Annotated in this window: 18 protein-coding genes; 14 read left to right on the top strand and 4 right to left on the bottom strand. The window is 69.6% G+C overall.

Going from position 1 to position 19,905, the window contains the following annotated elements:
• Positions 1 to 317: 317 nt before the first annotated feature.
• On the top strand, positions 318 to 761 hold the full coding sequence (locus tag CC117_RS26170; RefSeq protein WP_071088726.1) for a VOC family protein: 444 nt from the start codon (positions 318 to 320) through the stop codon (positions 759 to 761).
• A gap of 87 nt (positions 762 to 848) precedes the next feature.
• Here the strand turns inward: CC117_RS26170 and CC117_RS26165 are convergent, their stop codons facing one another.
• Positions 849 to 1,502 carry a hypothetical protein gene (locus tag CC117_RS26165; protein WP_071088724.1) on the bottom strand — a complete coding sequence of 218 codons (654 nt, stop codon included), beginning with the start codon at positions 1,500 to 1,502 and terminating at the stop codon, positions 849 to 851.
• A gap of 155 nt (positions 1,503 to 1,657) precedes the next feature.
• Here CC117_RS26165 and CC117_RS26160 point away from each other — a divergent pair, with 155 nt between their 5' ends.
• The 10 genes from CC117_RS26160 (at position 1,658) to CC117_RS26115 (ending at position 12,370) form a co-directional block, all read left to right on the top strand.
• Positions 1,658 to 2,815, top strand: coding sequence for a sensor histidine kinase (locus tag CC117_RS26160; protein WP_071088788.1), 1,158 nt, complete (start codon positions 1,658 to 1,660; stop codon positions 2,813 to 2,815).
• Positions 2,816 to 2,828: 13 nt separating this feature from the next.
• Positions 2,829 to 3,632, top strand: a complete 804-nt coding sequence (locus CC117_RS26155) for a response regulator transcription factor (RefSeq protein ID WP_084132815.1) — start codon at positions 2,829 to 2,831, stop codon at positions 3,630 to 3,632.
• Positions 3,633 to 3,698: 66 nt separating this feature from the next.
• Positions 3,699 to 4,565 carry a YihY/virulence factor BrkB family protein gene (locus tag CC117_RS26150; protein ID WP_241830433.1) on the top strand — a complete coding sequence of 289 codons (867 nt, stop codon included), beginning with the start codon at positions 3,699 to 3,701 and terminating at the stop codon, positions 4,563 to 4,565.
• A gap of 57 nt (positions 4,566 to 4,622) precedes the next feature.
• Positions 4,623 to 5,186 carry a DUF1990 family protein gene (locus CC117_RS26145; RefSeq protein ID WP_071088720.1) on the top strand — a complete coding sequence of 188 codons (564 nt, stop codon included), beginning with the start codon at positions 4,623 to 4,625 and terminating at the stop codon, positions 5,184 to 5,186.
• Positions 5,187 to 6,130: 944 nt separating this feature from the next.
• Positions 6,131 to 6,403, top strand: a complete 273-nt coding sequence (locus CC117_RS26140; protein ID WP_071088718.1) for a 2Fe-2S iron-sulfur cluster-binding protein — start codon at positions 6,131 to 6,133, stop codon at positions 6,401 to 6,403.
• A gap of 55 nt (positions 6,404 to 6,458) precedes the next feature.
• Positions 6,459 to 7,214, top strand: a complete 756-nt coding sequence (locus tag CC117_RS26135; RefSeq protein WP_071088716.1) for a hypothetical protein — start codon at positions 6,459 to 6,461, stop codon at positions 7,212 to 7,214.
• A gap of 72 nt (positions 7,215 to 7,286) precedes the next feature.
• Positions 7,287 to 8,576 (top strand): ATP-grasp domain-containing protein, encoded by a 1,290-nt coding sequence (locus tag CC117_RS26130; protein WP_071088713.1) that lies wholly within the window; start codon positions 7,287 to 7,289, stop codon positions 8,574 to 8,576.
• Positions 8,573 to 9,739, top strand: a complete 1,167-nt coding sequence (locus CC117_RS26125) for an ATP-grasp domain-containing protein (RefSeq protein WP_071088711.1) — start codon at positions 8,573 to 8,575, stop codon at positions 9,737 to 9,739. The genes CC117_RS26130 and CC117_RS26125 overlap by 4 nt, the downstream gene beginning before the upstream one ends.
• A gap of 35 nt (positions 9,740 to 9,774) precedes the next feature.
• The gene (locus CC117_RS26120) at positions 9,775 to 11,058 is read left to right on the top strand and encodes an ATP-grasp domain-containing protein (protein ID WP_071088709.1); all 1,284 of its coding nucleotides are present in this window, start codon (positions 9,775 to 9,777) and stop codon (positions 11,056 to 11,058) included.
• Positions 11,042 to 12,370, top strand: a complete 1,329-nt coding sequence (locus CC117_RS26115) for an MFS transporter (RefSeq protein ID WP_241830432.1) — start codon at positions 11,042 to 11,044, stop codon at positions 12,368 to 12,370. The genes CC117_RS26120 and CC117_RS26115 overlap by 17 nt, the downstream gene beginning before the upstream one ends.
• A gap of 208 nt (positions 12,371 to 12,578) precedes the next feature.
• Here CC117_RS26115 and CC117_RS26110 read toward each other — a convergent pair whose 3' ends face one another.
• Entirely contained in the window at positions 12,579 to 14,045 is a 1,467-nt protein-coding gene (locus CC117_RS26110; RefSeq protein ID WP_071088707.1) for a wax ester/triacylglycerol synthase domain-containing protein, read from the bottom strand.
• 435 nt (positions 14,046 to 14,480) lie between these two features.
• Between CC117_RS26110 and CC117_RS26105 the strand changes: the two genes are divergently transcribed.
• Both CC117_RS26105 and CC117_RS26100 read left to right on the top strand, forming a co-directional pair.
• On the top strand, positions 14,481 to 15,917 hold the full coding sequence (locus tag CC117_RS26105) for an FAD-binding oxidoreductase (RefSeq protein WP_071088705.1): 1,437 nt from the start codon (positions 14,481 to 14,483) through the stop codon (positions 15,915 to 15,917).
• 268 nt (positions 15,918 to 16,185) lie between these two features.
• Positions 16,186 to 16,647: a pyridoxamine 5'-phosphate oxidase family protein gene (locus CC117_RS26100; RefSeq protein WP_071088703.1), complete on the top strand. Its 462-nt coding sequence runs from the start codon at positions 16,186 to 16,188 to the stop codon at positions 16,645 to 16,647.
• Positions 16,648 to 16,865: 218 nt separating this feature from the next.
• Here CC117_RS26100 and CC117_RS26095 read toward each other — a convergent pair whose 3' ends face one another.
• Positions 16,866 to 18,266 carry a hypothetical protein gene (locus CC117_RS26095; protein ID WP_071088701.1) on the bottom strand — a complete coding sequence of 467 codons (1,401 nt, stop codon included), beginning with the start codon at positions 18,264 to 18,266 and terminating at the stop codon, positions 16,866 to 16,868.
• Positions 18,267 to 18,796: 530 nt separating this feature from the next.
• On the opposite strand from CC117_RS26095, the gene CC117_RS26090 reads away from it, so the two are divergent.
• Complete coding sequence (locus CC117_RS26090; protein ID WP_071088699.1) at positions 18,797 to 19,180, top strand: SHOCT domain-containing protein; 384 nt, start codon at positions 18,797 to 18,799, stop codon at positions 19,178 to 19,180.
• Between the two features lie 18 nt (positions 19,181 to 19,198).
• Here CC117_RS26090 and CC117_RS37600 read toward each other — a convergent pair whose 3' ends face one another.
• Complete coding sequence (locus tag CC117_RS37600) at positions 19,199 to 19,348, bottom strand: hypothetical protein (protein ID WP_157905456.1); 150 nt, start codon at positions 19,346 to 19,348, stop codon at positions 19,199 to 19,201.
• Positions 19,349 to 19,905 lie beyond the last annotated feature (557 nt).

The raw sequence follows: 19,905 nt of genomic DNA, 5'->3' as shown, positions 1-19,905 counted from the left end.
GTGCGGCCGAATCGTGTCGGCGGCCACGAGATCCTGCCCGGTGACGACCATGACGGGTCCCACCGGTGGCCAGTGGAGAACAGAGGGGATCCGCGCAGAGCGCAACAGCCTGGCGCGCGCCGGTGACGGCTCGCCTGACGTCTCGTGCCTGGGCGCGGGGGAGGCGGGGGAGATGGTGAGGCCGCCCGGTGGTCTGGCGCGTGGAGGCTGCGAGCTCCACCGATGAGTTCCGCGGGCCCGCCTGGTCTACCAGGACGTACCCCGTCGCACTACGGATCTGGAGACCCGCCGTGACCACCCCCGCACACCCTGGCCGCATGCTGTTCGTGAACATCCCCGTAGCGGACCTCGAGCGCAGCAAGGCGTTCTTCGCGAAGCTCGGGTTCAGTTTCAACCCGAGCTTCACCGACGAGACCGCCGCCTGCATGCTGGTCGGCGAGCAGGCCAGCGTCATGCTGCTCAGCCACCAGAAGTTCGCGGAGTTCTCGAAGCTGCCGATGGCCGATCCCGCCACGCACGCGCTGGCGCTCTACTGCTTCAGCGTGTCGTCCCGAGAGGAGGTCAACACGGTCACCGAGGCCGCGCTGGCCGCGGGCGGCGTCGAGGCGGACGGCCTGGAGGACTACGGCTTCATGTGCTCACGCAGCTTCTTCGACCTCGACGGCCACGGCTGGCAGGTCATGTGGATGGATCCGGCGGCGGCGCAGAACGGCCCCGAGGAGTTCGCGACCTCGACGCAGGGTGCCGACGCCCCTGCCTGACCTGACACCAGGCGCGGGGCCGGCGCCGCCGGCCCCCACGGGCTGACATGCTCGCCCGGTACGCGGGCTTCCCGACTCCGGCGGCGGTCAGGCCGCAGATCCGCCGGTGGCACCGGCAAGCCGCCAGCAGGACAGGGCGAGCCAGGCGACGGCGCCCCCGACGAGCACGTGCAGCAGGCTGGTCACCGGAGTGTCCGGCAGCCGCGCGGCGATCGCGAACGGCGGAAACCCCAGCAGGTAGAGCCAGACCGGCGTGCGTGGATAGGCGCCGGCGCGCAGCAGGGCGATCCCGAACAGCACCACGCCGACGACGAAGACGGCGGCGCTGGCCAGCAGTGCGACGCGGCTCGCCGTGGCGAGGTCGGTGTCGTCGCCGAGCGGGTAGACGACGACGTTCAGGGCGTAGGCGGCTCCGCCGAACAGCCCGAGCCCGAGGAGGTTCACGGCGAACGCGGTGTCGGCGAAGGCCCCCTCGGAGCCGCCTCTGCCCGCGGAGACGGCCGGGTCGGCCGGGTCGGCCGTGCCCAGCCGGCCCGTGCGGCCCGTGCGGCGGCGGTCGCCCGCGGTCGGCAGGACGAGGCGCAGCGCCGGCAGCAGGGGAACCGCCAGTGCCGGTGAGACACCGAGCGCCAGACTGGTGGCGAGGGTCTCACCGGTGAACGCCTCGATCATCCCGGGCACCGCGATGAAGATGCCGGCCAGCAGACCACTGACAGCTCCGAAACGCAGAAGAAAGTACATGCCCGGACCGTAGGAAGCGGTGAGCTGCGCCGGAAGTGCCCGTTGGCCGCCTGCCCATCGGTACCCGGTGCGCAACCATGCCTTCCGGCATGTGCCTTCGGGTACGTGCCTTTCGGATATACCAGCGAGTGCGCCCGTCGACGTACCCTGACGCCGTGTCGCCGTCGGTTCCGTGGGTCGCACCCGTCCTGTACGCCGGCGTGCTGGTCGCCGGCGAGTACGCCGGCCTCGCCGGCCTGGGTGACACGAGGCAGCTGCCGTTTGTCGGCGGGCTGGCCGCGGCAGCCGTCCTGGACCTCGCCGAGCGACGGCGGTTCCCAGCCGGCGCCCCGCGCCCCGCGGCCCTCGGGTTGCTGGCCGCGCGCGCCGCGCTGTTCGTCCTGATCGCAGCCGGGGACGGAGCCGGGCTCGCCCGGGTGCTGTTCCTGCTGCTGCCGTTCACCGCGTACTTCGCGTTCGGCCGCGCGGTGAGCATCGGTGTCGGCGCCGGGTGCGCCGCGGCCGTCGTCATGGCGTTCCAGCTGACCGAACCCCGCTGGTACCGCTCGCCGGAACACATCTCGGACCTGCTGATGTTCGTCCTCGGGCTGGTGTTGACGATCACGACGGCCGCTGTCGCCGCCGAGGAACGGCGGGCCAGAACACGTGCCCAGGAGGCGAACGAACGGTTGCGGGCGTCGTCGGAGCGGGTGGCCGAGCTGTCCGCCGCCGCGGAACGCAACCGGGTCGCCCGCGACATCCACGACGGGCTCGGCCACCATCTGACCGCCATCTCGGTCCTGCTGGAGAAGGCGGCCGCCTTCCGTGACCGCGACCCGGTGGCCGCGGACACCGCGATCGAGGACGCGCACCGGTCGGCGCGGCTCGCGCTCGACGACGTCCGCCGCTCCGTCGGCACGCTGCGCGAGGCTCCCTTCCGGCTTTCCGCGGCCCTGGACGAGCTGGCGAGACAGGCCCGGCGGACGGACGACGGCCAGCTGGCCGTGACGGTGGACTGGTCCGGCGACGAGCACCGGTACCGGCCCGCGGTGTTGATGACGCTCTACCGGGCGGCGCAGGAAGGCATCACCAATGTCCGCCGACACGCGCGCGCCACCCGCGTGTCGGTGACCGTCCACTGCGCGCCGACCGAGGCCCGTCTCGTCGTCGCCGACGACGGCCACGGGTTCGATCCCGGCCGCGAGGGCTTCGGCCTACGTGGTATGCGCGAGCGGGTGACTCTGGTCGGCGGCTCGGTCACGGTCGACAACGAGCCAGGTCGGGGCACCCGCCTGGCCATCACGATCCCCCACCAGCCCGAGCCGGCCCCATGACCGAGCCGGCCCCATGACCGAAGCTGCCGCTCCCGGACCCGGGTCCCGCGCGGGCCTCCCCACGCCATCCTCGCGCCCGCCTGTACGGGTGCTGGTTGTCGACGACCAGCGACTGATCCGGGAGAGCATCGCCGCCCTGCTCGACATCCAGCCGGGCATCGAGGTCGTCGGCATGGCGGCAGACGGCCGGGAGGCGGTCGAGCGGACGCTGGCCCTCGGCCCGGACGTGGTCCTCATGGACGTGCGGATGCCGGTGCTGGACGGTGTGGCAGCGGCAGCCGAACTGGCCGAACAGGTGCCGGCCTGCCGGGTGGTGATGCTCACGACGTTCGATGACGAGGACTACGTGGTGCGCGCGCTCCGCGCAGGCGCGGCCGGCTACCTGCTCAAGGACCGTCCGGCCGCGGAACTCGCCGCCGCCGTCCGGCTGGCCCAGGCCGGCGTGGTCCAGTTCGACCCGGCCGCCGCAGCCCGCCTCACCACGGTTCTGGACCGCGCAGCCCCCTTCCCCGCCCGCACCCCCACCGACGCGCTCGCGGATCCGTCAGCCGCGGCACTGTCAGCCGCGGCTTCGCCAGCCGCGACACCGCCCCCAGCCGGCTGGTCGGTCGACAGGCCCACAGCCGCCGGTCTGACCGCACGGGAGATCGACGTCCTGCGCCAGGTCGCGGCCGGGCTGAACAACCGGGAGATCGCCGCCCGGCTCTACCTGAGTGAGGGGACCGTGAAGAACCACATCTCCCGCATCCTCGACCGCCTCGGCCTGCGCGACCGCACCCAGGCCGCCCTCTTCGCCCGTGACCACGACCTGCTCTGAGTCCGTGTCGCCAGCAGTCCGGCATCGGAGAGTGCGGGGTGGCGTTCCGCCGACGACGCTGTCGGTATGGAAGGTGCCCCGACAGGAGCCGCCCGGCAGGTCGTGGCGCTGGGCCGGGATGTCGTCGACGGCCTGCGCGGCCACGATCTCGCGCTGATGTCCGCCGGAGTCACCTACTACGCCGCGATCGCGCTGGTCCCGGGCGTGCTGGTCGCGATCAGCCTGATCGACCTGCTACTCGGCGAAGCGCGTACCCACGAGCTCGGCAGCTCGCTGGCCGAGGCCCTGCCCGGCGGCCTGGGCGCGCCCGCGGTCGTCGACACGGCGTTCCAGGCCGCGACGACGATGTCGCCGCTGGTCGTGGCGGGTGCGGCGGTTCCGGCCACGTTCTACGGCGAAGGGCTGCGCCGGGCGTTCGTGCGGCTCGCCGGACAGCGCGAGGATCTGGTCGGATGGCGCGGACGACTCAGCGTGCTGCCGCTTCTGGCCGCCGCGCCGGTGCTGCTGCTTCCGGTGCTGCTCGTGACGCCGGTGCTGGCGCGCCTGTTCGCCGACAGCGGCCTGTCGGCGGCCCTCGGTGTGGTCGTCGCGTTCACGGTCGACTGGCTGGTACTGACCGCGACCCTGACCTTCGTCTACCGGGTGGTCGGCCCCGGCCGGCCGGCCTGGCCGGCGACGCTGTGCGCGGCGGGAACGACCGGATCCTTCGTCGCGGGGTTCGTGCAGGGTTTCGTGCTCTTCCTGTCGTTCACCCTGGATCTCGGTCTGCCGTTCGGTGGTTTCTATCCGGTGGGCGCCGCCGTCGCGGTCGGCTTCTGGCTTTTCCTTCTCCACCTCATCGTCCTGGTCGGGTACGGACTCGCGCTGCGACTCGGCGAGAACGGCAGCGGATCGGTGCGCCTGCGCCGACGCGCCACTGACCGGGTTCGATGAGCACGACGCCTTGCTCCTCGTCGCGAACAGGGGTTCCTCGCGGGGGATGCTGTGAGGATGCGTCTGCTTGTCGCCGCGGGGCTGGAACAGGAGTTGGTCCATTGTCAGGACGCTGAGCTGACCTACCCCGAGCGTGGGGCGACCGCGACCGATCTACCCGACGGTTATCGGCATCTGCGCCGTCGTGTGTTGCTGGGGCAGGGGCAGCCGGCGTTCTCGGTGGCGGCTGCGGTGGTCATGAGCTGGGGGATGCACCGGCGTGCCGGACTCAGGCTGGCTGCGTCGTCCGCCGGGGCGGATGTCGGGGCGACCGTGGTGATGTGCGCGGGTTGGGGAGGGGTCGGTGTGCTGGCCGCCTGCCGGGTCGTGTGGGTGCTCGACGAGCCCGACCGGCGTGGTTTCGCCTACGGGACCTTGCCTGATCATCCTGAGGTCGGTGAGGAGGCCTTCGTCGTCGAGCGCGACGCCGACGACGCGGTCTGGCTGGGCATCACAGCCTTCAGCCGGCCGAACGGATTCCTGCCGCGACTCGCCGGCCCCGCAGGTCTACGGGCGCAGACCATGATGACCACTCGGTACGCCCGAGTGGTGCGGGACGCGGTGGGTTACAGGGAAGTCTGAGTCGAGCGGGCCGATCGCCCGGGCCCGCGCGTCCGACCACCCGACCTCGCAAGGTCAGCGCGATCGGTGGCCGCGGCCGGGGCGTCCGTCGAGTGTTCTGCCTTCGGTCGGCAGCAGCTGTTCGAGGAGACGGGATTGCGGGTTCGTCAGCCGCCTGCCCACGACGGCGTGGAGCCGATGGCGATGGGCGTCCCGGATCGGGGCTGTTGGCGAGGGTGTCTAACTCCCGGTGTTGCCCGGAGGAGGGAGCATCGCGAGACCTCTCGCGCCGAACGAACCACCCCTGCGGGCCCACCGGGCAGGACTGAGGTGGCCTGTGCGGACCAGGAGCGCCATGATCGCGGGCGTCCCCGGTGGCCGGCGATCCGGCCCGAGAAAGACGCCAAAGAGACAGAGAAACGCCGAAAGTCGCGTTCCTGCTCTCGTCAGGCCTGTTCACTCGCCGGGCGGGGATCGGCTCCGGACTGACATGTCGGCTCCTCGACAGACGTGTTAGGCCGTGTCAGGCGACCGTTCTCGAGGCGGCGCGTAAGGTCATTCACGTAGTCCCGTCATCAAACGGAAACCGGATGGCTGTGGCGCAGGTGGTCACCGCTACCCCGGTCAGCCGACAGGCGGTTGCGGAAACCTGCTGGCCAGTGGCGTGGCCACGGTTCCGACGCATTCCTCGCCGCTCTCCGAAGAGGATTGCGAAGCGGTGTCGATGTGCCTTGTGCGGGATATCCCGGCCTGCATTGCCGGATGYCGGCGCAGGTGCGATCGATCCAGAAGACCGTGTGACCGCCGGGACTGTCAGAGGAGAAGGCGCCGGATCTCTCCTGCGCGGGAGTGCCGGGCCAGAGCGCTGAAGGAGTCACTGTGCGGGGAGCTGAGAACAACGTCGACGACGGTTCTGCGCCTGGCCGGTCGGCTGCCCGTCCGACAGGCCGGCATGGAGGTGTCGAATGTCAAGTCTGAAATTTGTCAACGCCGATGAAACGGTCGAATTCGATGGTTCCGTCGAACTGACCGAGATGGACGACATCATCACGTTCGGCTGCAGATCCGGCAGGTGCGGGATCTGTGTCGTGCGGATCGTGAGCGGTGGGGAGAACCTGTCGCCGCGAACCGCGCGGGAGGAGCGGCTCTTCGAGCTCCTCGGCGAGGACAGCCCGGCGATGCGCCTGGCCTGTCAGAGCCGGGCGTACGGCGACGCCGTCCTGGACGAAGTCAACTGAGCACGATTCCCCGAAACCAGCATCCACCAGCATCTACCAGCACGGGAGTACTGGCATGCAGACCTCGAACCGCCTCACCCACAGCGCCCTGCTGCGCCGCAAGCCGTTCCTCTCCTCCGGCGACAGCGCCCGGGCCAAGCAGGACATCGACACCTTCCTGGACGCAAAGATCGAGGAGTGGAACGCGACCGTGCCGTTCGCCCGGCACCTCGAGGGCACCGAGATCCACCTGCAGTACTACCGGCAGACCCTGATCGAGCATGCCTGGCGTATCCGGTTGATGCGCACCGCGCAGTCCTACGCACTCCACAAGATCACCCGCGTAAACGCCGAGGCGGCCAAGCTCTACGCCGCCTATCAGGACGAGGAGATGCTRCACGACGTCCTGTTCATGAAGGACGCCGAGAAGGTGGGTCTGTCGGCCCAGGACATCTTCGCGACCGAGCCGAATCTCTACACCCGTCTGCTGGCCGGCTACCTGTATTTTGTCGCGGAGCACGAAAAGGTTCTCGGCGTGATCTGCTACAGCTATCTGGTGGAGTACACCACACAGAAGATCACCCCGAAGYAGATCAGAGCCATGTCCACGTCGCTGGGTAAGGACATGATCGTCGGTCAGGCCGCACACCTGAACACGGATCTCGTCGAGGACCACACCCAGGACATGTGGAACATACTCAGTCTCTTCGTTGAGAGCGAACAGGACATCGTCGACATCAAGCGATACTTCGACGAGATCCAGGAGCTGCTCAGGCAGTTCTTCGTGGACATGTACGAGCGTTTCGGCACCACCGAGCTGCAGTCGGCCTGATCCCGCCGGGTCGGTGGCGGCCCATCACGCATGCCGCCGACCCGGCCCGGTCCTTGAGAACGGATTATCGACATGGCTGGGAATCCTGGATTTCTCATTCTCGCGCACCAGCTCAAAACCATGGTGCCACCGCTGGTCGATGCCCTGCGCCAGCGTGGGATCACCCCCTACGTCCTGTCGTCGCGTCCCGCGCAGGATGCCGGGACGCCGGACTGGGGCTCGCAGGTCGCGGCGCTGCACGTCACCGACGGCCACGCCCTGCGGCCCGCCGACGTCGACGCCGTGCTCGCGCGGCTGTCGGCGACCGGCGTCCGGCTGCTGGGCTGTATCACCGTCTGGGATGCCTACCGGGAGCTGATGGCGTCCGCGAACCGGTCGCTCGGCGTCGGCGACCTGACCGAACAGACCGTCCGCGGGCTGCGGGACAAGCTGAGGATGCGCGAGCGGCTGCGCGAGCACGGTCTGTCGCAGGTGGCGGCCTGGCCGTTCGACGCCGAGCGCTACGCGGGCCTGACCGACCCGTCCCGGTACTTCGTCAAGCCGCGCACCGGGTTCGCCTCGCTGGGCGCGCTGCGTGCGGACCGGCTCGGGGACGCCGCCGAGCTGGAGAGGCTCTGGGAACGCGCGGCGCGCGACGTCGCCTATGCCGGTGCCTTCGAGGGCACCCCGTCGTTCCTGATCGAGGAGTTCATCGACGGCGTGGAGTGCAGCTTCGAGGTCAGCGTCGAGCACGGCTCGGTGAGCGTGCACGCGGTGCACGAGAAGGTCGACCTGCGCGAGTCCGGGCGGACGGTGCTCGAGAACGCCTGCGCCTGCCCACCCGTCTCGCTTGACGCCGCGGTGGTCGGGCACGGCGTCGACCAGGTCACGCTCGCGCTGAAGGCGCTGGGTGTGGACACCGGCGTGCACCACGTCGAGGCCCGGTACACCAGCGGGGACGCCTGGGAGATCGTCGAGGTCAATCCGCGGATCGGTGGTGCGTACATCGTCCCCAGCACGCGGCTCCACAGCGGTGTGGACCTGCTGGGCCGGTGGGTCGACCTGCTGGTGGGCGACCCCAGCCAGCTACCGGCCGCCGAGTCGCCGGCCGCCGAGCCGCCGGGCGACGGTGTGCGCAGGACCTTCTTCCGGGTGTTCTTCGGCGAGCCGGGGCGCCACGTCGCACGGCTGAGCCGGCGGCCGGGCCGGATCGAGGTCCTGGAGGACAAGGTCTTCGTCCACGAGGGCGACACGCTGCCACACGTCGATCGGGAGATCTTCGTCGGCCAGGCGCTGTGGGACGTCACCGCGCTCGGCCCCGACCTGCCGGCCGACTTCGTCGTCGAGACGGAGTCCTATCTGGAGATCGGCTACCGCCCATGAACATCGTCATCCTGCATCGCATCCCGTTCGCCAAGATCCGCTACGACCTGGCCGTCGACCACGGCCGCCACGTCGTGCGCTACCTCAGCTCGACGGGCACGACCGACGGTCTGCCGGCCGGTGCGGGCCGGCGGGTCCTGACCACACCGACCGCGGACGTCGACGCGCTGGCCGCACAGCACGCCGACTGGCTGGGCACGGCCGATCGGCTGATCGCCCGCTCCGAGTACGACCTGCTGCCGGCGGCACACCTGCGCGCGAGGTTCGGCATCCCCGGTGACCTGCCGGCCGACATCGCGCCGCTGCGGGACAAGTGGCTGATGCGCACCCGCGCCGCGGACGCCGGTATCCCTCAGCCGGCGTTCTGGAGCGTCGCGGACTTCCGCCGCGACCCGCCCGCCACCGGTACGTATCTGATCAAGCCTCGCCTGGAGGCGTCCAGCACCGGCATCGAGACCGGCGATGCCCGGCAGATCCTCGACCGTCTCGCCGGGCGCGGGGCGGCGTCCGACGTGTTCGTCGAGGAGTTCGTGCCCGGCGAGATCTGGCACCTCGACGGCTACCTGCGCCGCGGTGCCGTCCGCACGGTGACGAGCAGCGTCTACGTCGGGGACTGCCTGAACTTCGCCCACGGCAGCCCGCTGGGTTCGGCGCAGACACCGGACGAGCCGGGCGCGCTCGCGCTTCTGCGCCGCACGCTGCCCGTGCTCGGCCAGCGCGACGGCGCCTTCCACTTCGAGCTGATCCGGGCCAGCGACGGCCGGTTCCTGTTCCTGGAGACGGCGAGCCGGGTCGGCGGCGCCGGCGTCGCGGAGACGTTCGAGCTGCGCACCGGCGTCAACCTCTACCAGTTGGACCTCGCACACCAACTGTTCGGAGACATCGAGGAGCCCTCCATGCGGCCCTCGGCGCACTGGTACGGCTGGTTCGTCTTCCCGGCGCACCACCGTGCCCAGGGCACCAGCGTCGATTTCGACCCGGACCGCTTCGCCGGGCGCCTGGTCTCCTACGTGCACAACGATCGCCCTGCGGCCAGGGCGGGCGAGATCAGCTACGCGGCGGCGGCGACACCGCTGTCCGGGGTGGTCCGCGGCACCGCCCGGGAGCTGCGGGACACCCTCGCCGAGATCTGCACGCAGACGGCTGTCCTGGAACCGGCATGAGCCGTCCTGGAACCAGCAGCCGTCCTGGAACAGGCATGAACGCCGCGTGCTTCGTCCTCACCGGTTACAACAACACCCGCATCTACGACGTCGCGAAGCTGCGCGACCTGTGCCATCAGGAGTACCGGGCGCGGCTCGTCCTGGTCACGGACCAGCCGAGGCCGCAGGACGCCGCCGCCGCCGACGTCGTGATCGCCGTCCCGCTCGGCCTGCTCGGTCAACTCGCCCCGGACGACGCACCGGATGCAGCTGCCGTGGCCGGGCAGGTCGCCGCGCAGCTGGGCCACCACGGCCTGCGGCCGATCGGCGTGCTGCCGTTCTCCGACCGCGGCGTTGTGCTGGGGGCACACCTGGCGGCGCGGTTCGGGCTGCCCGGCGCCGAGCCGACCCGGGCGGCGATCGGCCTCGACAAACACCGGTTCCGCGCGGTCGAGGCCGCGTCTGACGACCATCCGACCGGCTACACGCCGCTGCGCAGCCTGGTCGTCCACTCGTTCGCCGAGTTCGAGGCCGCCGTCGCGCGCTTCGGCGGCACGGCGTTCGTCAAACCGACCAGCGAGGGCAACAGCCGCGGCTGCCAGCTCGTGCCCGACCTCGCCGCCTGCCCGGCGCTGTGGACGGCCCTGGAGCCGTACCACGACCGCGGCGTGATGGTGGAGACGCTGGTGACCGGCGCCCGCGAATACAGCTGGGACTTCGTCGGCGGTGCGCGCTGGCTGACGGAGAAGCGCACCACCCCGGGCCGGTTCCGCGCCGAGTTCCAGCAGGTCGTGCCGGCGCCGCTGGACGAGGTGCAGACCGCCCTGCTCGATCAGGCCGGCGCCCACGTCCGGGCGCTGGTGTCCCCGGCCAACGGGGCGTTCCACACCGAGCTGTTCCTGCTGGAGCAGGGGGTCGCGGCGGTCGAGACCAACATGCGCCCCGGCGGCATGCACATCTGGGATCTGGCCAGGCTCGCCTTCCCCGGCTTCGATCCATGGCGGGAATGGCTGCGCTGGTCGACCGGCGGTGCGATGCGGCCCAGCCGGCCGGAGGCCCAGGCGGTGAGCGGCATCCGGATGCTGCGCGCGCCGCGGGACGGCGTCGTCGTCTCGACCCCGGACGTCGCGGCCGTGGCGGACGAGCTCGGCATCCCGCTGCATGACGCGGAGCTCTGCACGTCGCCCGGGCAGCAGGTGCGCGCCGAGGTCGCGGACAACGCCGGCTTCGTCGGGCAGATCATCCTGGTCGCCGACGACGTCGTGACGCTGCTGGACCGCCTCGACGAGCTCAGCGCGGCCATCGAGGAACGGATCGACGTCGATGTCCGCGCCCGCTGATCGGGGCCTGGGCAGCTGGCGGCTGCGGGTGTTCCTCGGCGCCCGCGTCCTGTCAACACTGGGTGACCAGGTGCTCCAGTTCGCCGTGCCTCTGATCATCTACACCGTGACGGGCAGTGTGTCGCTGGCGGGCCTCGCGTTCCTGATCGAATGGCTGCCGCGGCTGAGTTCCCTTCCGTTGGCCGGAGTGCTGTCCGACCGGTTCGGCGGACGCCGGGTCTACGCCACCAGCGACAGCGTCCGGGCGGCGGCGTGCCTGCTCACCGTGCTGGCGCTGGCCAGGTGGCCGGGGCATACCTTCGGGCTGACCGCGGCGCTCATGGCGCTGTGCGCGTTCTGCTACGCCCAGACGTTCATCGCGCTCGAATCGACCATCCCGCAGCTGGTGCCGAAGGAGGACCTGGCAAAGGCACAGAGCGTGCTGCAGATCATCAACAGCGGATCGKGGGTCTTCGGACCGGCCCTGGGCGGTCTGATGCTGCTCTGGGTGTCCCCGACGCAGCTGCTCTGGGTGAGCGGGGTGGCGTTCGCGATGGGCGCGTGCGGTGTTTCCGCGTTGCGCGGCCTCGGCGCCCGGACCGCGGATACCGCAGACGTTGTGAATGCCGCAGGTCGTGCAGGTCGTGCAGGTGGTGCGGGAGCCGCGGATGTCTCGACTGACATGCGGTGCAGTGTGGTCGGTGACCTTCGGGTCGGCATCCGCAGCCTTGCCGGGACGCCGATCCTGCTGTCCCTGGTCGGGCTGACGATGGTCGCCAACCTGATGGTGGGTCTCGCCATGGCCACCGGCGCACCCCTGACCATCGGGCACTTCCACCAGCGCGACACGGTCTTCGCGACGTTGCAGATCACGGTCGGCGTGTTCTCGATCGTCACCCTGCTGTCGATGACGTGGTTGTTGCGCCGCGTGTCCATCTACCGGGTCGGCGTACTGTCATTCCTGGTCAGCGCCGCCGGTGCGGCCCTCATCGGGGTCGCGCAGCTGTTCCCGCTGTATGTGCTCGGCTATGGCCTGTGCATTGGCATGACCGGACTGTTCAACGTCTTCATCCGCGTCGAACGGCTGCACTGGATCGCCGCGGCCGAACGGGGCCGCGTCATCAGCCTGATCGTGCTGCTGAACCAGAGCACCCTGCCCCTGGCCGGCGGGCTGGTCGCGTTGGTCGGTGGAAGGCTGCCCGTACAGCTGCTGTTCCTCGCCGTCGCGGTGCTGGCCTGGCCCGCCTATGCGCTGCTGCTGCGCCCGCTGCGCGCACAGGCCATGACGGCCCGCCCGGCCGAACCCGCCGTGCCGGTGGCGGTGGCGAGGTAGGTCGCTTCTCGTGGATCTTCGAGCCAGGTGACGTCCTCGTCGGCGTTTGGCGAGACGGGCCTCGAGCTCTGAATGCTCGGACGCGGGCGGGCCGTAGGCGAGACTCTGCGCGGCCCGCAGGTTGCCGGTGTCGGTGGTGTCAGCGGTCGGGATCTCCGCCAGTCAGGTTGGTCGGCGGGGTGCGGACCCAGGTCGCCTCCCGGTCGTGTCAAGCGGGTGTGGCCGTGTCGAAGGCGTGGTTCTCGGCCAGTTTCCGGACCGGGYCGTGGCGGAGGCCGGCCGCCGCTTCAAGCGCGCCCAGCTCGGCCTCGACGAGTTCCGGCAGCCGCGTCCCGTCCCGCACCGATTTATCCATCGTGAAACCGATGCACGCCTGGCCGTCCAGCCCGCCGAGCAGGACCGCCAGGCGTTGGCCTGCGGGGAGCGGAGGGGTGGGCAGGGCGGCGATGACCGGTCGACCGAGGATCTCCATCGGGCCGGTCAGGCCACCCGGGTTGGACGCGGTCAGCGCGAAGACGTGGGACATGATCCCGGTGGACAGCGCGGCCGGTCGCAACGGCGCGGGAATCGTCCAGAGGAAGAGACGTTCGGCGACGCCCGGAGTCCCGCCCCGCTTGTGTCGGACGGTCTGCCGGTGGATCGCCTCCACGCGCCGGTGGACCGACGCCTCATCATGAGGCAGCGCGATCCGTACGGTGGCCAGGTGGTTGCTCACGTGGTCCCGCTCGGCCGCCCGGCGGGTACTGACCGGCATCGCGGCGTGCATCCGGCCCCGGCGTCGGCCGGGGTGGCCGGGCTGGCTGGAGCCGGGGCGTGGCCAGGCACGCAGAGCGCCGGCGAGCGCGGCCAGGAACACGTCGTTCAYGGTCACCCCGTAGGCGCGGTTGATCGCCCGTAGCCTGGCCAGGTCCACCTCCAGCCAGGAGTGGTGCGGGTATCCCGTGGGTGCCGCCGAGAGYGGGCCGATCGTGGCCGTCCGGGCGAGCCATCCGAGTGAGTGAGCGGTGRCCCGGCAGACAGCTCGAGGGCCGGGCCGACGGTCCGGCGACATCCGTGGAGGTTCGCGCTCCGATCCCGGGCCGGACAGGCCGAACAGCTTTCCCAGCACYAGGTTCAGCGCCGTCCCGTCCATCCACACGTGGCTGGCGCGGTACAGCAGGGTGAATCCGTCGCGGTGGGGGCCGTGGAGCAGCCAGAGCTGCCACGGCGGTGCATCCAACGAGATCTCGACCGCTGACAGCCGTCCCACTGCCTCGCGTAGTCCGGTGAGCCCCGGCTCCACGGGGAGCCGGTACTCGTGGACGTGCCGGGCCGGGGCGAAACCGGCGTCCGTCATCCAGACCAGCCGGCCCCGTCCTGTCGAGGCGATCCGGTGGGTCAGCGGAGGAAAGTCGCGTGCCCGGTCCGCGACAAGCTCGCGCAACGCCTGGACTTCGGGCGCGGGGCCGTCGGCGACCAGCAGGTAACCGACCGAGAGCGGCGTTCTCGGAAATGCTCGCTGGTATCCGAGTACAAGCGCGTCCGTCGGAGTAAGTGGCCGGGCGGGAACGTCAGCGCCGTAACCGCGGCGTGTCGCATTCCGTTCCTGTGCATGCGCTGCTCCGTCGCTTCCCTCGCAGGGGTGATGCGCCTGGTCCACGCGCGAGGCATTCCACCAGAAACCCGGGCGCGTCATGGCATGCCGCCTTGATTGACATCGATGAGTCGTCGCGCAGTTGTCACAATCGGCTCCCTGGATGGATGGGAAAAGTGGTTACGTCCGAAACGCTGTGCCGTGGTACGGTAAATTTGGCACGAGGTGGACCGTAAACTGAACGGCAGGGCCGAACATACGCGCGGGTCGCCGCCGGAATGCCAGGGAAACACCAGGGCATGGGCCCGGTTTTTCTGGCTGGCATCCGCTCGGATGCCTGATGGCGCCGGGAGCGGCCGAGGAGCGGACAGCGGGCCGGCGCCGATCTCCGGCATCAGATCTACCACCCGCGGCAACGCATGGTTGCCATGTGGGCACGTTTTGCGACGTCCTGGTCGTAGCGCGACCCTGTAGGGGTAGGAGGCGCAGACCGGGCCCACCCGATGGACACCGGCGAGCACAAGGGGAGGAGCGCTCATGTCGGCACAGGTGCTCACACTGGGAGGCCAGCGGCAGACACTCTCGGACGAGACGGTCGAGGAGATCCGTACGATCTTCCACGGGCAGGTTCTGACCTCGGACGACGTCGGGTACGACGACGTGCGAGTCATCCAGAACGCGATGCTCGACCGCAGACCAGGTCTGATCATCCGGTGTACCGGGGCCGCCGACGTCGTCGACGCCGTCCGTCTCGCCGCAACGCGAGACCTGCTCGTCGCTGTCCGCGGCGGCGGCCACARCATCGCCGGGGCCTCCACGGCCGACGACAGTCTGATGATCGATCTGTCGGGGATGCGGGGTGTCTGGGTCGACCCGGAACAGCGGCGTGTGCGGGTGGCAGGTGGTGCGACCTGGGGCGACGTCGACCGTGAGACGCAACTGCACGGGCTCGCGGTACCCGGGGGAATAGTGTCGACCACGGGTGTGGCTGGTCTGACGCTCGGTGGCGGAATCGGCTGGTTGCACCGCAAGTACGGGCTGGCCTGCGATGCGCTGCGTGCGGCCGAGGTCGTCACGGCCAGCGGCGAGGTCGTGCGGTGTAGCACGTCCGAGCACGAGGACCTGTTCTGGGCGCTGCGCGGCGGGGGCGGCAACTTCGGCGTGGTGGTGTCCTTCGAGTTCGAGGCGTACCCGCTCGGTCCGGTGGTCTGGAACAGCGTGGTCGTCTACCCGATCGACGCCGCTGCCGAGGTGCTTCCCCGCTGGCAGGACTGGACGTCCACCGTCCCCGAGGAGGTCACCGGCCGTGCCCTGCTGTGGTCGCTGCCGGCGGTGCCGGCACTCCCGCCCGCTGTACACGACCGCGACGTGTTCATCGCGGCCGCCCTGTACGCGGGCGACCCGGATGAGGGCCGGCGGGCGTGTCGGGCGCTTGCCGAGTTCGGCTCGCCGCTCGCTGACATGAGCCAGGCCCTGCCGTACCGGACAGCGCAGTCCTCCTTCGACCCCTTCTTCCCGAAGGGCGGGCTGCAGAGCTACTGGAAGTCCGTCTACCTGGACCGACTCGACGAGGAGGTGACCGCGTTCGTGGTCCGCGTCGGTCAGGACCGCCCGCACCCGATGACCATGGTGCACATGCCTCTCCTGGGAGGCGCCATGTCGCGGGTCGGGGCGACGGAAACCGCGTTCGGCGATCGCAGCGCTCGACACATGCTGAGYCTCGACGGAAACTGGCTGGACCCGGCCGACAACGCCGCGAACATCCGTTGGGTGCGCGATGCCTACGACGAGGCCGTCACGCTGCCCGCCGCGTCGGGCACCTACCTCAACTTCGGCGGCGACGCCGATCTCGACGACGCCGACCGGGCACGGGCCTGGGGACGCAACGTCGAGCGCCTTCGACAGGTCAAGCGCAGCTACGACCCGGGAAACCGCTTCCGGCTCAACCCCAACATCCCTCCCGCCAAGAGCTGAGTCGACGCATTGTGGCTGACGATGGCCCCGGTCATACGACGTCCGCCGCCACTTCTCCAGTGAAAAGCCCGGACGAATCCACCCTCTCCGTACACCACGCCCCCGGACGTGACCAACGGACGCGGCGTCGTGACCGCACGCGGCCGACACCGCGACGGTACGGTCTGTGCGCCAGCGTGAGATGTCGAAGAACAGGACGGGGCACGCGGGTGGCCGCCGGCGGCATGGTCGGCGGATCGGTTTCCGCCGGTCAGATCGAGGAGTAGCCGTGGACCCGTTGTCGCTGCAGGAGCTGATCGACTCCGAGGAGTTCGCACTTGATCACGCCGGCCTCGCCGTGCTGCCGTTCGATGTATGCATCCGGCTGCTGGGGACGGTGCCGGTGGGTCGGGTGGCCTTCGTGTCGGACGGCGAGGTGGTCCTGCTGACCGTCAACCACGCGATGGACGGGAACAGTGTGGTCTTCCGGTCGGCCGTCGGCTCCAAGCTGTCGGCGGCGGTGAACCATGACCTGGTCTCCTTCCATGCCGACTGCTTCGACCCGGTGACCAAGGCGGGGTGGAGCGTCCTGGTCACCGGTGTGGCCAGGGCCGTCGTCGAAGGTGCCCAGACCGCGGCGCTGGAGCGCCTGGGCCTGGAGCCCTGGGCGGACGTCGTCGAGCGGCCCTACTGGATCCGGATCGTCCCGCGGTCGGTGACCGGGCGGGCGGTCGTGCGCTCGGAAAGCTGACCTTCGACCCGGCCGCACCGGCGAGCCGGCCGCGGGCCTCGAACGACTGCGAGCATCAGGGAGTCGCCGCCTACCAACTGCACAGCCTTGGTGGTTTTGGCACCCGGCCCCGGCCCCGGCTCGACGGCGGCCGGCTTGGCGTGGTGGCATTGCGGGTCGATCGCGCTGGCGACCTACCCGTACTCGTCATCGCCGTTGGCCGGTCGCCGGCATGAAACCTACCCGTGCGTATCGGCGTGGGGGTCACTGGTCGGCGGCCCCACGACGTCGTGGGAAGGCCTGTCGTCGGGGCTCCCGGGACTGGGCCGGGTGGTGCCGGCAGCGGCAAGGACACCCAGCGCGGCCAGGGTAACCACGACGACCACGAGGACGAGGGCGACCGAGGACGGGGTCGGAGAGTTCCACAGCGCCAGGGCCAGCGCCCCGGCCCCGATGACGATCCCGCTGGTGAGACGGCGATGCCTGTGCAACCAGCGGCCGGCGCCGCCGGTACGCACACCCACCCGGGCCGCGAGCTGACCGATGGCCCCGATGGCGTGGGCGGCGCCGGAGCGGACGGCCCGAGCGCCGCGTCCCGGCCCGTAGAGATATCCAGCGACCACGATGATGGCGGCTATGGTCAGCCAGGTCAGCGCGCTGTCGCGCAGGAAACGGACGAGAGTGTCGTAGATGGCCGCTGCCGCGTCCCGCGGCTGGATGTCGGCCGGGACGGAGTCCAGATAGATCTGGCGCATGACGGCCAGTCCCACGAGCAGCACGATCATCGTCACGCCGATTCCGATGCCCGTGGCCATGAGCCCGGCGCGGTGCGAGGGCGCCAGCCATACGCCCAGCGCGGCGAGTGCCACAACGGCGACCGGCAGCCAGAGGCCGAGGATCGCGAGTAGACGCAAGGCGCCCTGAGCCCTGGTCAGTTTGTCTGTCTGTAGCAGCACGATCTGTCGGTCGACGTCGGGAATCTTGCCGGCCTTCTCGAAGCCGGCGTCGGCCAGCCGCTTCTGCACACTGTCGACGACCGGGCCAATGTCCAACACGATCGTGTTGTCCTTGGCCTGCACGGCACTGCCGCCCTCGCCGGTGAGAACCTTCACCACGGCGGCATGTGCCCGACGGTTCGCGTTCTCCCATACCAGGGGGAACTGGTCGCTGGTGACCACTCCCTGAACCACCTGATGTACCGCGCTGGTCAGGGCGGTCTTCAGCGCGCCGGCCAGTGCGTCGGCATGGTCCACGACAACGGGGGGAGCACCGTTGCTCGCGAGGAGACCGCCGAGCGACGCGGCGACCTGATCAACGTTGACGTTACTGACGACCCGGTCGGTCAGACGGTCGATCACCATGTTCTGCACCGCGGGGTCGGTGGCGAGCGGGGCGACGGTATCAACGTAGCGGCCCGTGTCGGAGATCGTCGTGTCCGCCCAGGCGGCAATCACGCCGAACGGCGCCAGCACGACGGCCAGAAGGACCAGGAGGGATGCCCCGACGGTTCGTACCCGGTCGTGCCGCACCGCCGCCGCGCTGCGCAGCCGCTCGTACTCCGCCCGCTCCCCGATGGACAGGGGACCCTTGTCGTCCGAACGTGCCGGGCTGTCGGAGCTGCCGCCAGCACTGGAAACCATGGCGCAGTCCCTCCTGCTTTCTACATGGGAGGCCGTCAGCACGGTCTCGCGGCCGCGTCTTTCCCTGGGAGGAGCAGCCGAAAACTGGCGGCCGGCGAGGCGGGAACACGGCGCCGCGAAATTCCGGAAATATCGAGATCTGCTTTCTCTGTCTCGATCTGTTGGCGTCATTTGTTTGCGGACCGCAGTTCTTGGGAATCCGATACCAGGAAAATGTTCTCGGAATGAAAGCGGTCGCGACGAGGGGAGATTAATGACGACGAGAGTAATGGTGACACAGGCTCCTGAGTAGACACTCGGCGCGATCGTGCACGGCAAAACGCTGGTCTTCGAAGAGATCGTGCAGATGCACCTGAAAACGCTCGAGCAGTCGGGCCTGGAGGTGGCGTCAGAGCCGTAGCGGATTTCCCCTTCGCTCDCCGTCAGGGCTGCGAACCGTGTGGTGACGCGCAGTTCGGGTAGCTGTCTGTCAAAGAGGCTTTCTGGGATTGTCTTGAGATTCGATGTAGGCCTGCGCAAGGGGGATTTTCATGGATTACCCACTTCTGTCCGCCTTCTGGACGATVCTGATGGCATTCGGGCTTATCCTGTGGCTGTACATGCTCTTCGTTGTTATATCGGATATTTTTCGCAGTCGTGACCTCTCCGGTTGGGGGAAGGCTGGATGGTTGACTGCCGTTATCATCCYCCCGCTTCTGGGTGTTCTGGCGTACACCATATGCCGTGGCGATTCGATGGGCGAGCGGGCAGCTGAGGGCCGACAGCGGCAGCAGGCCTTGTACCAGGCGTTCCAGCCGTCCGCGGTGCAGTCTCAGGGGGTTGGTAATGAAATGGCGAAACTGGTAGACCTCCGGAGGACAGGAGAGATCAGTGCGGAGGAATTCGAGCGGGCGAAGTCCCGCGTTCTGACCTGAGTCTCGAAGTGAGATCAGTCAGTCGTGCGGGCGGCTGACATCGGGCCGGCTGCCATCGGGCGTGTCGGCCCTGGAGGCGGTCCGGGACATCAACGCGGCGGCGACCAGGCCGACAGTGGCCGCGGTGAAGATGAGGCCGGTCTTGATGGCGTCGTAGCCGCGTACCACCTGGAGTAACGCGGCGACGGTGAAAGACGGGCAGGAGGGAGCCGCGTGGTCGCCAAGAGCCGGGGCACGGCCGGCCCTACGGCCCGCAGCCTCGCATCTTGGCCGATAGCGCTGAATCTCGATCTTCGAGTCGATCCAACGCGGGTGCTGCGATCAAGAAGCTGTCCGGGCTCCGGACCCAACAGGGCTCGAACCCAAACCAGCAGGTCGGAGCGCTGCAGCCTTCGACCCCGTTGGTGTCCGACTCCACGGAACTCTCCGAGAGTTGCAGGTCGTGATGTATGTCGATGTTCATCGACAAGGTCGAGTGCACCCAACCAGCACTAATGCGAACCTGAACCTGCAGGTCAACGGCCCGACCGTGTCCGTCAACCCACCCACCCACGCCTGGCTACRCAGGCAACAGGAACGCTGGGCGCTCCTGAGCCTCGTGTCCACCCAGCGTCCTGTCGGCGTGGCGGCTGGCGGAGGGCACCCGGCGACATCGCGTCATGGGAAGCAGTAGGAGTCGGACGAGGCGTCGCCGCCTTCCAGTCGGATCTGGTGCACGCGTAGCC

It is taken from the genome of Parafrankia colletiae (assembly GCF_001854655.1).
In the GTDB taxonomy this organism is placed as follows: Bacteria; Actinomycetota; Actinomycetes; order Frankiales; family Frankiaceae; genus Parafrankia; species Parafrankia colletiae.
This window is presented reverse-complemented; position numbering and strand designations above follow the sequence as displayed.

Bases quoted from the DNA above. Each gene is read 5' to 3' on its own strand.
- CC117_RS26170 (WP_071088726.1), top strand. From the start codon at position 318: ATGCTGTTCGTGAACATCCCCGTAGCGGACCTCGAGCGCAGCAAGGCG.
- CC117_RS26165 (WP_071088724.1), bottom strand. From the start codon at position 1,502: ATGTACTTTCTTCTGCGTTTCGGAGCTGTCAGTGGTCTGCTGGCCGGC.
- CC117_RS26155 (WP_084132815.1), top strand. From the start codon at position 2,829: ATGACCGAAGCTGCCGCTCCCGGACCCGGGTCCCGCGCGGGCCTCCCC.
- CC117_RS26150 (WP_241830433.1), top strand. From the start codon at position 3,699: ATGGAAGGTGCCCCGACAGGAGCCGCCCGGCAGGTCGTGGCGCTGGGC.
- CC117_RS26145 (WP_071088720.1), top strand. From the start codon at position 4,623: ATGCGTCTGCTTGTCGCCGCGGGGCTGGAACAGGAGTTGGTCCATTGT.
- CC117_RS26140 (WP_071088718.1), top strand. From the start codon at position 6,131: ATGTCAAGTCTGAAATTTGTCAACGCCGATGAAACGGTCGAATTCGAT.
- CC117_RS26130 (WP_071088713.1), top strand. From the start codon at position 7,287: ATGGCTGGGAATCCTGGATTTCTCATTCTCGCGCACCAGCTCAAAACC.
- CC117_RS26125 (WP_071088711.1), top strand. From the start codon at position 8,573: ATGAACATCGTCATCCTGCATCGCATCCCGTTCGCCAAGATCCGCTAC.
- CC117_RS26120 (WP_071088709.1), top strand. From the start codon at position 9,775: ATGAACGCCGCGTGCTTCGTCCTCACCGGTTACAACAACACCCGCATC.
- CC117_RS26095 (WP_071088701.1), bottom strand. From the start codon at position 18,266: ATGGTTTCCAGTGCTGGCGGCAGCTCCGACAGCCCGGCACGTTCGGAC.